Source organism: Runella sp. R0.1_18, from assembly GCF_057652155.1.
This window is the reverse complement of sequence record NZ_JBYFCK010000022.1, coordinates 56,152-69,000: the sequence shown is the minus strand read 5'-3', so window position 1 is coordinate 69,000 and position 12,849 is coordinate 56,152. Positions and strand designations below refer to the sequence as shown.

Sequence of the window (12,849 nt, the reverse complement as noted above, 5' to 3'; positions counted from 1 at the left end):
AGCGGACTTTTTCAAAAGTAAAAAATCATTTTCAATAAGCCTCACTTACTGACCCAGAATTTACTTTTCGTACAGCTGGCTAAGGGCTTGTTTTAGGTCATCAAATTGATAAGTGAAGTTGGTTTCGGTCTTGATTCGGTGATTGAGCACGTAATTTCCTCCAATGACTAAGTTGGCCATTTCTCCAAATACGGCTTTGAGCACAAAACTTGGAATGTTGGGCAACCAAAGGGGGCGGTCTAAGACTTCAGCTATTTGACGAGTGAGAACGGCGTTCGTCACAGGCGTGGGCGCTATGGCGTTATAAGCCCCTCGCCATGTGGGGTTTTCGAGGGCTTCGATGTACATTCGGCACAAATCGTCAATGTGTATCCACGAAGTCCACTGTTTGCCAGAAGCAAGTGGCGCACCTACGCCCCACTGAACGGGCAGCGCAATTTTGGGCAGCGCTCCTCCTTGCGTACTCAGAACGATGCCCGTACGGAGTTTTGTCGTACGAATCCCAATATTGTCAATCAGTTCGACGGCGTTTTCCCAATGCCGCGTTACGTGGGCCACAAAATCAGTTCCTGAAGGGGTTTGTTCGGATACACGCACATCGCCCGTGTCGGCCCCATAAAACCCAATTCCCGAAGCCGATACGCAAGCTTTGACGTCGTAGGGGCGCTCTTGAAGTTTACGCGCAATTAGTTCAATGCTTTTGGTACGGCTTTGAATAATCTCTTGTTTACGACTGGCAGTCCACCGTTGGTCAGCGATTCCAGCCCCAGCGAGATGGATGATGTAGTCGGCTTTACGAAGGGCGTCTTCTTCGATGAAATTTTTTTCAATATCCCAACGGTAAATTTTAACGTTGGGATTGTTTTGTTGTTTTCGGCTTAAATAGGCCACTTGATAGCCTTTTTCAAGGAGTAGGGTGGTAAGACGACGGCCAATCATGCCCGTTCCGCCAGTAATTAAAACAGTTTCCGCCATAGTGATAAAGATAGAGTATATTGAAGATAACTAACGGCGGAGGGGAATCGTTGCGGTAGGGGAATAAAAAATTGTCCAGTTTTTGGGACAAGTTTGGCACGATGCTTGTGTAAACAATAATTAATATAATAGAGTAGGGTAATTTGGCATTAGCCCCGTTTCATTGGAACGGGGCCATGTTTTTTTTTAAGGGGGAACAAGTTGTCTTTGAAAAACAGAACTTTTGTGGCTATTTTAGATGTTATCTAGGCTTATACTTCTTCTATTAATATGCCATTTGAAATCATTTCTACCTATCAACCTACTGGAGATCAGCCCCAAGCTATTGCACAGCTTGTGGAAGGTATTCACAACGGCGAACCTTCCCAAACGCTTCTTGGGGTAACGGGTTCTGGAAAAACATTTACCGTTGCCAATGTGGTAGCGCAGATCGATCGCCCTACGTTGGTGTTGAGCCATAACAAAACCCTCGCCGCACAGTTGTACGGAGAATTTAAACAGTTTTTTCCCAACAACGCGGTTGAGTATTTCATTAGCTACTACGATTATTACCAACCCGAAGCTTACATTGCAACGACCAATACCTACATCGAGAAAGATTTAGCAATCAACCAAGAGATTGATAAACTTCGGCTTTCGACGGTTTCGTCGTTGATGTCAGGGCGAAGAGATGTCTTGGTGGTGGCGTCGGTGTCGTGCATCTATGGCGCAGGAAACCCCGAGGAATACCGCAAAAGTATTGTGCGGGTAGGCGTTGGAGAGCAAATCACTCGTAATCAGTTTCTGTTTCGTTTGGTTGAAATTCTTTATAGTCGGACGGAAGCCGAATTTGCACGGGGAAACTTTCGGGTAAAAGGTGATACGGTCGATATTTATCCAGGCTATGCTGATTTTGCCTATCGTATCATTTTTTTTGGTGATGAAATTGAGGAAATTCAGCGTATCAATCCCGCCAACGGCAAAAAAATATCGTCCGAAAAGATGGTGGCCATTTTTCCCGCCAATTTATTCGTGACAGGAAGGGACGTTTTACTAAATGCAATTCGCCATATTCAGGACGATTTAGTAGCGCAAATTAGTTATTTTGAAAAAGAAGGGCGGTTGCTGGAAGCCCAGCGCATTCGTGAACGAACGGAGTTTGACCTAGAAATGATGCGCGAATTGGGCTACTGTTCGGGTATCGAAAACTATTCAAGGTATTTCGACAATCGAAAACCAGGCGAACGACCGTTTTGTTTGCTTGATTATTTCCCCGATGATTTCTTGCTTGTGGTGGATGAAAGTCACGTGACGATGCCCCAAATTCGTGCGATGTGGGGCGGCGACCGCTCCCGTAAAGAGTCGTTGGTCGATTTTGGGTTTCGTTTACCAAGTGCGATGGACAATCGACCGTTGACTTTTCAAGAGTTTGAAAACTTGGCAGGACAAACGATTTTTGTGAGTGCAACTCCTGCCGACTACGAACTCCGACGGACGGATGGTGTCGTGGTAGAGCAAATTATTCGTCCAACGGGCTTGCTTGATCCCGAAATTCAGGTGCGTCCGAGCCTCAATCAGATTGATGATTTGTTGGAAGAAATCGACAAACGTGCCAAGCGAAATGAACGCGTTTTGGTAACGACTTTGACCAAACGAATGGCCGAAGAATTGAGTAAATACTTGGAGCGGGTAGGCATCAAAGGCCGATATATTCACTCGGAGGTAAAAACCCTCGATCGGGTCGAAATCTTGCGTGATTTACGCTTAGGGGCATTTGATGTGCTGGTAGGAGTAAACCTTTTGCGGGAAGGTTTGGACTTGCCCGAAGTGTCGTTGGTAGCAATTATGGATGCCGATAAAGAAGGCTTTTTACGGGATATTCGTTCGCTCATTCAGACCATTGGGCGGGCGGCGCGAAACGAAAACGGAAAAGTGCTTATGTATGCCGACCGTATGACAGGCTCGATGCAAAAGGCCATTGAAGAAACCAATCGCCGTCGAGAGATTCAGATGGCGTACAATAGGGAACACGGAATTACGCCCAAAACGGTCTTCAAGAGCCGCGAGGCCATCATGGAACAAACGTCGGTGGCTGATTCAAAACCATCGGCAAAACGTTATTACGTAGAACCAGAAGAGGTTCGGGTAGCTGCTGACCCAGTGGTACAATACATGGCAAAACCCGAATTGGAAAAGCTAATTGCGGAAACACAGCGCAAAATGGAAGCCGCCGCCAAAGAACTCAATTTCTTGGAAGCTGCCCGTTATCGCGACGAATTGTTGCAATTGCGGGAGAAACTCAAAAAGGAATAAAAATCCGTCTAATAGAGCAAAGCCAATTCGCTCATTAAGTGCCAAGTCGTTCCTTGATTTCTTTGATCCGTTGCTCCTTTTTGGGTTGTCGGTATTTTTGGGCAAAGGGAGTATGGTATTTGTGCGCTTCCAAAAACTTGATTTGAATTTCGTCCCATTTTTGGCGGTCGTGGAGCATGTCCATGTTTTGAAGTTCTTGAAATAAACTTTCGCTAATGGGGTTAAAATCGCTACGTCCCAAATAGTCTAAATCGGCGTCGCACAAGATTTTTTCGAGCATAGTCAGCGGTTCTTGGGGGACTTTTGTGGCCATAATAAGTCCACTAATAAGCTCAATTTCGATACTGGTAAAGCCAAAATTTGGAAGTAGTACCTTGGCCATTTCAATGCCTTTCTCTTCGTGTCCTTGGTAGGTTTCGGTAAAGCCTATATCGTGAATAAGGGCGCCAGTAAGTAATAGTTCGGCCTCGGGCTCTCTGAGCGAAAGCCGTTTAATATACTGACGACAAACCAATAGCACATCACGGACGTGGTGAATCCCGTGGTAGGTAAGCTTGGGTGAGAGCTGCTGCGAAAGCTCGGCTAACACAAACCGTCGAAGTTTTAAAAATCGCTCAAAAGGTGCCATCGGTTCAAAGAAAATAACGCTGGGAAGAGTGTTGGTTGCGACAAATTACTGAAAAGTCGTATTCTATCAAATCTTTGCGCCGCAAACTGCTATTTTTGTGCAAAATTTCAATGAAATTAACCATGTTTGACCCAATAAAACTCCATTCCGAACTTGTCTTTCAAACTGCTCGCAGTGGAGGCAAGGGTGGGCAAAATGTCAATAAAGTCGAGACCAAAGTTGAACTGCGTTTTGACGTCTCGCAATCGCTGCTATTGACCGAAACCGAACGCGCGCTTTTACAACAAAAATTAGCCAATCGTTTGACGACCGAGGGCGTGTTGGTGTTGACGCACCAAACCGAACGTTCTCAGTTGGCCAACCGCGATAAAGTAGTCAAAAAATTTAACGACCTTATCAAAAAATGCTTTGAAGTAGCCAAACCCCGCAAAGCAACTAAACCCTCTGCCGCAGTGATAGAAAAACGCCTGAAAGAAAAACAGCGGCAGTCAGACACCAAAGCAATGCGTCGAAAAATTACGGAATAAATGACAGAAAATAGCTTTGATATTCAGCAACTTAATGATTTTGAGGCCATCCGAGATTTAGGTTCTCGAACGTATTTTCCTCATTATACGCACTTGTGGTATGACACCCAAGGGATAGAATGGTACATGGAACGCTGCTTTGGGGATGATGCGCTTAAGGCCGATTTTGAAAATCCTCATTTATTGTATTTTACAGTACGGCTCAATGGCGAAAATGTGGGTTTTCTTAAACTTGTGAAACACAAAACACCGTTTGAAAATCAGCCGAAAGAATCGTTTTTGTACCTCGAAAAAATCTATTTCCTCAAAAAGGCAACAGGACTTGGGCTGGGGCAAAAAGCCATGGCTTGGGTAGATGAACAAGCGCGCCAATGGGGTATCAACAAGGTTTGGTTGATGGCCATGGATTCGTCCCTAAAAACGATTCAAAGCTACGAAAAAGCAGGTTTTGTTAAAATCGCAACAACACGCCTTGACGATGAAGTGTTTTGTCGGCTACGCGCAGAGCTCCGAGGCATGGTGGTGCTGCAAAAAGAGCTGTTCTGAAAAACCACCCCTTCGCTTTTTTATTCTCCCGAAAACCCGCACATTTGCGGTATGGATATACGTGATTACATTCGTTTGGCCCTTGCCGAAGACGTAGGCGATGGTGACCATACTTCGCTCTCGACCATCCCCCGTGATGCGGAGCGACGGGCGCGCTTGCTCGTAAAAGAAGACGGTATTGTGGCAGGTGTTGAGGTTGCCAAAATCATTTTTGAAGAAGTGGACCCGCTGTTGGAGGTAGAAGTGTTTATCAACGACGGGCAAGCCATCAACAAAGGCGACATCGTGCTTCATGTCAGTGGAGATGCGCAGTCAATTTTGAAAGCAGAACGACTGGTACTCAATACAATGCAACGAATGAGCGGTATTGCTACTTACACCCATTCGCTGGTACGTCTTTTGGATGGCTTGCCAACCAAACTACTGGATACGCGCAAAACGACGCCTAATTTTCGCCTATTTGAAAAAATGGCGGTTAAAATTGGGGGAGCTGTGAATCACCGATATGCGTTGTACGACATGATTCTTATCAAAGACAACCACGTGGACTATGCTGGAGGAATAGAGGCGGCCATTAACCAAGCCAATGCGTATTTGCAACGCACGGGAAGACAGCTACAGATTGAAATTGAAGTGCGCAATCTTGCGGAGTTAGAACAAGTGTTGCAGATTGGACAGGTTCAACGCATCATGCTCGACAACTTTAGCCTCGACGACCTTCGCACGGCTGTTCAACGAGTGGCTGGAAAATACCCTACCGAAGCCTCAGGTGGAATCAGGGAAGAAACACTGCGTGCCGTAGCTGAAACGGGGGTCGATTATATTTCGTGCGGAGCTTTGACGCACCAAATCAAAAGCTTGGACTTGAGCCTAAAAGCATATTAGCACACCATCCCGAAAGTTTTTTTACTTTCGGGATGGTTGTTAGAAAATTACCGAAGTACTTTAAACGTAATTCCTACCAGCAACATATCTGAACGATACCGAAAACGGCGCACATCGGCAACAAGCTGTTTGTTGGACGTGCGGTACTCGTTGGTATTGAAGACATAGCCAGCTTTTAGCCCCAGCCGTTCGGTAATGTGTAAACGGGCATAAATTTCGGTCGTGAGGTTGCCAACTGCATTGTCGCCAAGGAGTTGTACATTGGACGAAGTCGGCTTTGCTTGTTGATAAGTCTGGTGTAAATTGAGCGAATCTACTTTGTTATATCCTACTGTTGAAGAATAAAAGCCCGACTTTTTGCCTCCGAGGGCCAGCCCAAGAATGTCGGCATTTACGCCAATATCTACCTTATCAAAAACCGAAAGCTGTATCCCCAGGTTAAAATTAAAAGAAGTAATACCCGCCGATACTTGCAACGTATCAATGTTTCGCAGCAGTAATGGAGCGCTCAAGGCGCTGAAACCCGTTTTTCCACGAGATTGAGAGGCGGGGGCAGTGATGAAAGGGAGGTTATTCCCACGAAAATGAGTGCCCCGTATGCCCCAACCGACTTGAAATACCCCCTTTCGGTCAACTTTTAAGTACTGATGGTACTGAGCATTGGCAGACCAGGCAGCGGTGTTCCATGCACCTGCTACATCTACGTAAGAGACGAGGCGGGCAGTGGTTTGGGCAAATGTGGTGGATGAGAAAGCAAAAAGCAATGCGCTTAATGACGAATAGAGTAGAAATTTTTTGTTCATGAATTGAGGAAAAAGACGTGACGGCGTGATAGAACCGTAAGTTGTACAAAAAAACATCTTTCTCCGCCAAAGGCCAATAATAGCGATTGTTTTTTCGCTTTAGACCTAAAAAAGCCGAAAACAAGTGTTTTCGGCTTTTTCCTTCTAACCTAACCTATGAGAAAAAGTTGGCACTTTTGAGTGCTAATTCAACCAAACCCGTTACAAAGGTCGCGGCTAAAGCTGAGAAATTTTAGCGTAGAAATACGCGTTTTTTTCTTGCGTATCTATACCTATTAAAATTTATTTAACGGTTTGGACTTCCCTGACTAGTAGTATATCTTGCAAACTTGTTCCACAAATAATAGCCCTACAAACTTCATGGAAAAAGCTGGTAAAATATTCTCTGTCAAAGAAATAGCACTTGGACGTAAAAATTTTGAAGCAAAACACCAAAGCCCAAAAAGCATACGTAAAGCCGAATACTTTAGCCGTGAGATACTTGAAACACTGCTCAAAGTAGAAGGCTGCGACGGGATTCGGATTTATTATGGCCATGCCCCCGAAAACAAAGAAGGCGAAATTGATTTTTCGATTGTGGGTAACGAACAGCCACGCTTGTTTTTGGTACCCGTTCAAATTGGCCAAGATGGCCTTGGCCGCGACATGAAATTTAAAATTGACACCACTGGCGAAAAAGATGGAGAAGGTGAGCCAGGTGGCGCTGGTGGGGGAGTCCCTTGTCCCAACTTCTGTAATCCATAACAAGGATGACTCAACGACTTATATCTCATGTAGCTGATTTTAGTGTGCTAATTCCAGTGGTTTTTGCTTTATTGTTGTTTAAAACAATGGCAATCACCCACTTGGATAAGACCAGTAAGATTGTCTTGGTATTTGTACTATTAACGTTGTTGCGGAATCTTATAACGTCTATTTTAGCACGAATAGGCATTTTCAATATTTACATCTATAATTGGTACAATTTAATCAGTTTCATCGTAGTAGCGGTTTTGTATTATTTAACTTTTCAGAACCGCTACTTCAAAGGGCTTGCGCTATTGTTATTGTTGGTTTCGGTAGGTATAGCGTGTTTGGATCTACAGTCATTGTTAGATGTCAATACTATAAGTTTTAATAGCTTTTCCTATCATGCTTCTGGAAGTTTTACCATACTACTAATTCTTATTTATTATTTTGAACTCCTCAAATATTTACCCGAACCTAAGCTAGGCTCATCGCCATTGTTTTGGTTTAGTTCTGGGGCGTTATTTTATTATTCTGGGACTATATTTTCGTACATTTTTATTAATAATACTTTCAACGATTTGAAATTAAGAGACCAATACTGGGTAGTAGATGCCTTGTTATCGGTTGTATTCAACATCTTCTTAGCAGTAGCCATTTGGTACATGAAACCTCGACCCAGTTAGAGGCTATGGCTATATTAAAGAGAAATATATGCCGTTTACTAAAAAAGTATAGCTCACCTCGTTTTTCTCCGTATTTTTGACAGTATATAATGCCAGTCGTTTTGCCCCTTCACTATGGAGCCGTCTTATACCATTGTTATTGGGACAAGTATCATGCTTATCATGGCAATGTTTATTGTCGTGTTTGTGATGTATTACCAACGCAAACAGATTGAGCAGCGAATACGCGTCAAAGATATGGAGGCGGAGTTTCAACGGAAACTCTTAGAGGTTTCTATGGCCTCTACGGAAGCCGAACGGCGGCGCATTGCCCAAGATTTACACGATGATATCGGGGCACTTTTGTCTGTTACAAAGCTAACATTCAATGCGTTGTATAGTCAGTTGGGCTCCAAAGAACAAGCCGAACGCCTCGCCCAACAAGTACGTGAGGCCCTCGACGAAACCATTAGCCACGTTCGTCGTATTAGCCGCGAGTTAGTTCCTACTACTTTAGAGCGATTTGGGTTAGCGGCTGCCATTCAAGAGTTTGCGGCTAGAAGTAATTCCCATCATGCCTTGAAAGTGACGTTTGATTGCCTTGGAGATGAAGAGTTTCGGTTGGAATCTCGTACAGAATTGATGCTATACAGGGTAGTACAAGAACTGATTAACAATGCCCTCAAGCATTCGAATGGACGGAATGTTCACATACAGATTGAACTCCCTCCGCGACAATTTTGCATTGTTGTGGAAGACGATGGACTGGGGTTTGACCTTAATGATGTGCGTTTGCGGCCATCACCTGGGTTAGGACTCGACAGCATTGAGGGGCGATTGCGGGTAATTAGCGGAAAAGTTGATTACGAAACAGGCCTGAATAAAGGATGCCGAGTGGTGGTGAGGTTACCTAAGTTTACGCCCTTGAACTCGCCGCTTTCTCCCGAAAAAATAATAGTAAAGTAATACACATTTACAGCACGGACAGATGAATAAGATAAAACTCGTGATTGCCGATGATCACAACCTTTTTCGTAAAGGAATGACTGCAATGTTGAATCAAATTCCTGATTTTGAGTTGATTGGTGAGGCGGCAAACGGAAAAGAATTGTTGGAACTCTTAGAAAAAGTAACTCCTGACATTGCGTTGTTGGATCTACAAATGCCCATTATGGATGGGGTAGAGGCGACTGAACAAATTCAACAACATTTTCCGAATTTACGAGTAATCATTGTGTCGATGCACGAGGAAGATCGTTTTATTATTCATTTGTTGGAAAAAGGCGTCAATGGGTATTTGTTGAAAGACTCGGAGCCTGGAGAAGTAGAAAATGCCATACGGCGCGTCATGGCGGATGGTTTTTATTACAGTGATTTTGTGTCAAAAGCGCTGCATCGTAAAGTAATTACCCGTGCCAATCCACCAGCACCGTTGTTTAACAGCAAAATTCAAATTTCGCCCCGTGAAATGGAAGTGTTACAGCTACTATGTGAAGGGCTTTCTACGCTCGAAATTAGCGAAAAACTATTTGTAAGCCCTCGCACAGTGGAGGGACACCGCTTACGGCTTCTCGAAAAAACGGGAACCAAAAACACGGCGGGCTTGGTAGCTTACGCCTTCAAAAACGACTTGTTGTAGTAAATACCACGTCAAACCTCTAATGAAGGTTTGACGTGGCAAAAGTTGTTATCCAAATGCTTCGTTGAGATCAGGTAAGTGCCCAAGCTGATGCAAGGTTGTGATATGAGAGCGTAATGCTACAGCAAACGTAGGATTTTCAAGATAAGGAACCCCAAATTCTTCGGCTGTTTCTTTGACAATATGCGAAATGGCAGGGTAATGTACGTGCGAAATTTTAGGAAAAAGATGGTGTTCGACCTGAAAATTAAGCCCACCAACGTACCATGAAAGCCATTTATTGTCGCGCGAAAAGTTGACTGTCGTATTCATTTGATGAATCGCCCAATCATTTTCAATTTCACCTCTTGAGTTAGGTTGTGGATGCGTAGTGCCTTCTACCGAATGGGCTAGCTGGAAAATAGTCGTTAAAATAATTCCACCAATAAAGTGCATCAGCAGAAAACCCGTAATTAATGTTTGGGTTGGTACTTCAAATACAAACAGAGGAATCCCAAGAAAAACGGCAAAATAGCCGATTTTGGACAAAATAATCTTACTTAGTACGACAATGTTCTGGGAACGTGTGTTGGTATTGACGCCGTTGGCGGTATAAGTAAAAAAGTTAACAAAGTCCTTCGCAGTTACCCAATAGAGTGTCAAGATTCCGTAAAAAAGAAAAGCGTATATCCATTGAAACTTGTGGAAAGGTTTGATGGGCGTATGTGGCGAAAACTTGAGAACGAGTTTGTCTTTTATGTCTTCATCAAAGTGAATTACATTGGTGTACATGTGGTGCAGGACGTTGTGCTGTAGCTTCCAATTAAAAGGCGATCCTCCTAACATGGTGATGAAAATAGCACCCATCCACTCGTTCACTGTTTCATTTTCAGAATAGGCACCGTGACAGGCATCATGCATGACACTCATCCCAATCCCCGCAAGGCCAACACCCATCAATGCCCAAAGTACCATGCTCAGGGCAAATGGAGGCTGTACGTACAAAAACAAACAAAAAGGGACGGTATAAATTGCAGTAAGTACTATCGTTTTGACAATCAGCGTCGTGTTGGAATATTTAGAAATCTTCTGATCTTTAAAATATGCGTCAACTCTTTTTTTGAGGGTAGAGAAAAATTGGTTTTTGTCTTTGTTAACGAAACGAATTTTTTTAGCAGGATTCACAATGATTAATGGAGGTTTAGAGATATTCATTATTTGAAGTAAAGGTAGAGACTTACGGCCGTAACTACTAATAATTAATAAAAATAGCTTGCCGCTCAGTATAGAAAATGACATTTATCGTATGAAATCGTGACAAAAAGCGTGTACTTTGCGTCAAAACAGAAACATACGAAAACAATGAAAAAAGTACTAATAGTAGCTATTTTAGGCTGGTTGGCTGGCTACTCAACACAAGCACAGACAGTATTGCCTGGTAAACAAGACATTGACAAGTCCACTTTTGAAGGATTGTATGTCACAACCAAAATTGAAGAAAAATACCTAGGCCAGTACTGGGAGTCGTATTTGAAGCAATATGGCAAGGTCAATAGCTCTCGGGGAGGGGTGTATCGGGCACCTGCGGCCAATATCAGCAGCATATCGGCGTCGCCAGTCAATCTATCGAGCCAAGTTTCATCCAAAAAAGGGCTTTCGCAAGTGTTTATTTACTTGGATTTGGGCAACGGTTCGTACGTGACACAAGGCACGAAAGGCTACGCAGAAGCGGAGTCATTTTTGAAGAAATTTGCCGAAGATGCCATTTTGTATGATGATGCTCGCGTGGCTGAAGAAGCCATGAAAGAGTCGGAAAAGTCGTTTTCTAAACTAACTCGTAAAGGCGAATCTCTCAAAAAGGACATTGAAAAAACCGAAAAAGAGCTCGCTAACCTCAAGAAAGATTTAGAAATAAATCAGAAAGATGTAGCAACGTCGCAGACAGACCTAGAAACGAAGAAAAAGGTATTTGAGGAGGCAAAAGCCAAAATTCCCGCAAAACAATAATCCGTAAAACCGTGAAAAGGGTTGCTCACAACCCGACAAAACTGTGGAGAGGGTTGTGAGCAACCCGACCAAAATGCAGGAATACAAGAAAGCCAACGATTTAGAGCAAATCGTTGGCTTTCTTGTATTCACGGGGTGTTTTACCCGTCACAGCCTTGAATGTTTTGGTAAAATGCGAAAGATTATTGAATCCGCTGCTGTAACAGACATCTGTCACAGAGTGGTTTTGAACGAGCAGTTTGCTTGCTTGTTTGATGCGGTATTCGTTGACAAAATCGGTAAAGGTCATTTGGGTAATTTTTTTGAAATACCGACAAAACGACGGCACCGTTAGGTTGGCCAAATCAGCCACTGTTTGAACATCAATTTCGTATTGATAATGTTGCTCAACGTACCCATAAATCTGCCGAATGCGTGCTTCTTCGCGGTGGCTGTGCTCGTAGCTAATGCCGTTGATTTTTAGTAGATTATACTCTTTAGAGGTAGCCAATTTTTGCAAAATAATCAACAGTTGAATCAGGCGCTCAAAGTGACCGAGCTGGGGAAGGGTAAGCATAAGATTAGCGACTTCTTGTCGGGTTTCACCAAAAAAGTTAAGCCCTTTTTTAGATAACTCAAAAAGGCGATTGACGTCCTGTAACTCAGGACTTTGAAGAAAAGATTCGCCAAGAAAGGTGTCGCGTAGCTGCACCACAATCTCTTCATGTTCGTAATCTGCGCCGTACCCAAAATTAAGGTGAGGAACGTTGGGGCCAATAAACATCAATTCGCCTTCTTCAAAATGCGAAAGGTGCTGCCCAATGTGCCGTTTTCCAGAGCCTTTATGGATATACACAATTTCGTATTCGGGGTGTTGGTGCCAAAAAAAACGGTCTTCGTGCGAGCGCCAATGCAGTACTTTGAACGAACTGCCTCGGTCGGGAGTGATGTTTTCGTACTCGGTTTTCATGCTTGATTATCGCGGGTTATCGCTCACTTTGTATCAAAATGATAATTAAGCACAAATTAAAGCAAAAACCGAATAATAATTTCGTTTAAGATTTACAGATATTTGCACTCAGATTACAGATATTGACTTTTCTCACAAAAACCTACGATGATATAGAGAGCGGCTTAGGCCGCTTTTTTTATGGCCTTTATCTTCAATTTGCTATGTTGGTTTTGACTTGTATCTTTG

The 12,849-nt window shown here is 43.5% G+C and carries 14 protein-coding genes; 9 read left to right on the top strand and 5 right to left on the bottom strand.

What is annotated here, in order from left to right:
* Positions 1–60 precede the first annotated feature (60 nt).
* Positions 61–975, bottom strand: coding sequence for a TIGR01777 family oxidoreductase (locus AC23P2_RS26300; RefSeq protein WP_487775951.1), 915 nt, complete (start codon positions 973–975; stop codon positions 61–63).
* A gap of 270 nt (positions 976–1,245) precedes the next feature.
* Between AC23P2_RS26300 and uvrB the strand changes: the two genes are divergently transcribed.
* Positions 1,246–3,267, top strand: a complete 2,022-nt coding sequence (uvrB, locus tag AC23P2_RS26295; RefSeq protein WP_487775950.1) for an excinuclease ABC subunit UvrB — start codon at positions 1,246–1,248, stop codon at positions 3,265–3,267.
* Between the two features lie 34 nt (positions 3,268–3,301).
* On the opposite strand, the gene AC23P2_RS26290 is transcribed toward uvrB, so the two are convergent.
* Complete coding sequence (locus AC23P2_RS26290) at positions 3,302–3,895, bottom strand: HD domain-containing protein (protein ID WP_487775949.1); 594 nt, start codon at positions 3,893–3,895, stop codon at positions 3,302–3,304.
* 110 nt (positions 3,896–4,005) lie between these two features.
* Here AC23P2_RS26290 and arfB point away from each other — a divergent pair, with 110 nt between their 5' ends.
* From arfB to nadC, 3 genes are read left to right on the top strand one after another with little or no spacing between them, the layout of a single operon-like run.
* Positions 4,006–4,422 (top strand): alternative ribosome rescue aminoacyl-tRNA hydrolase ArfB, encoded by a 417-nt coding sequence (gene arfB, locus AC23P2_RS26285; protein ID WP_487775948.1) that lies wholly within the window; start codon positions 4,006–4,008, stop codon positions 4,420–4,422.
* Entirely contained in the window at positions 4,423–4,968 is a 546-nt protein-coding gene (locus AC23P2_RS26280) for an N-acetyltransferase family protein (RefSeq protein WP_487775947.1), read from the top strand. It abuts the gene before it with no gap.
* 51 nt (positions 4,969–5,019) lie between these two features.
* Positions 5,020–5,853 carry a carboxylating nicotinate-nucleotide diphosphorylase gene (gene nadC / locus AC23P2_RS26275; protein ID WP_487775946.1) on the top strand — a complete coding sequence of 278 codons (834 nt, stop codon included), beginning with the start codon at positions 5,020–5,022 and terminating at the stop codon, positions 5,851–5,853.
* A 47-nt stretch (positions 5,854–5,900) separates the two neighbouring features.
* Here nadC and AC23P2_RS26270 read toward each other — a convergent pair whose 3' ends face one another.
* Positions 5,901–6,656 (bottom strand): hypothetical protein, encoded by a 756-nt coding sequence (locus tag AC23P2_RS26270; protein ID WP_487775945.1) that lies wholly within the window; start codon positions 6,654–6,656, stop codon positions 5,901–5,903.
* A gap of 360 nt (positions 6,657–7,016) precedes the next feature.
* Between AC23P2_RS26270 and AC23P2_RS26265 the strand changes: the two genes are divergently transcribed.
* From AC23P2_RS26265 to AC23P2_RS26250, 4 genes are all read left to right on the top strand, one after another.
* Complete coding sequence (locus AC23P2_RS26265; RefSeq protein ID WP_487775944.1) at positions 7,017–7,400, top strand: hypothetical protein; 384 nt, start codon at positions 7,017–7,019, stop codon at positions 7,398–7,400.
* Positions 7,401–7,486: 86 nt separating this feature from the next.
* Positions 7,487–8,068 carry a hypothetical protein gene (locus tag AC23P2_RS26260; protein ID WP_487775943.1) on the top strand — a complete coding sequence of 194 codons (582 nt, stop codon included), beginning with the start codon at positions 7,487–7,489 and terminating at the stop codon, positions 8,066–8,068.
* 114 nt (positions 8,069–8,182) lie between these two features.
* Positions 8,183–9,013 carry a sensor histidine kinase gene (locus tag AC23P2_RS26255; protein WP_487775942.1) on the top strand — a complete coding sequence of 277 codons (831 nt, stop codon included), beginning with the start codon at positions 8,183–8,185 and terminating at the stop codon, positions 9,011–9,013.
* A gap of 22 nt (positions 9,014–9,035) precedes the next feature.
* Positions 9,036–9,686, top strand: a complete 651-nt coding sequence (locus tag AC23P2_RS26250) for a response regulator transcription factor (protein ID WP_122931729.1) — start codon at positions 9,036–9,038, stop codon at positions 9,684–9,686.
* A gap of 48 nt (positions 9,687–9,734) precedes the next feature.
* On the opposite strand, the gene AC23P2_RS26245 is transcribed toward AC23P2_RS26250, so the two are convergent.
* A complete protein-coding gene (locus AC23P2_RS26245) occupies positions 9,735–10,880 on the bottom strand; it encodes a fatty acid desaturase family protein (RefSeq protein WP_487775941.1) in 1,146 nt (381 codons plus the stop codon).
* 147 nt (positions 10,881–11,027) lie between these two features.
* On the opposite strand from AC23P2_RS26245, the gene AC23P2_RS26240 reads away from it, so the two are divergent.
* Positions 11,028–11,672 carry a hypothetical protein gene (locus AC23P2_RS26240; RefSeq protein WP_487775940.1) on the top strand — a complete coding sequence of 215 codons (645 nt, stop codon included), beginning with the start codon at positions 11,028–11,030 and terminating at the stop codon, positions 11,670–11,672.
* Between the two features lie 100 nt (positions 11,673–11,772).
* On the opposite strand, the gene AC23P2_RS26235 is transcribed toward AC23P2_RS26240, so the two are convergent.
* Positions 11,773–12,621 carry an AraC family transcriptional regulator gene (locus AC23P2_RS26235; protein WP_487775939.1) on the bottom strand — a complete coding sequence of 283 codons (849 nt, stop codon included), beginning with the start codon at positions 12,619–12,621 and terminating at the stop codon, positions 11,773–11,775.
* Positions 12,622–12,849: the final 228 nt, after the last annotated feature.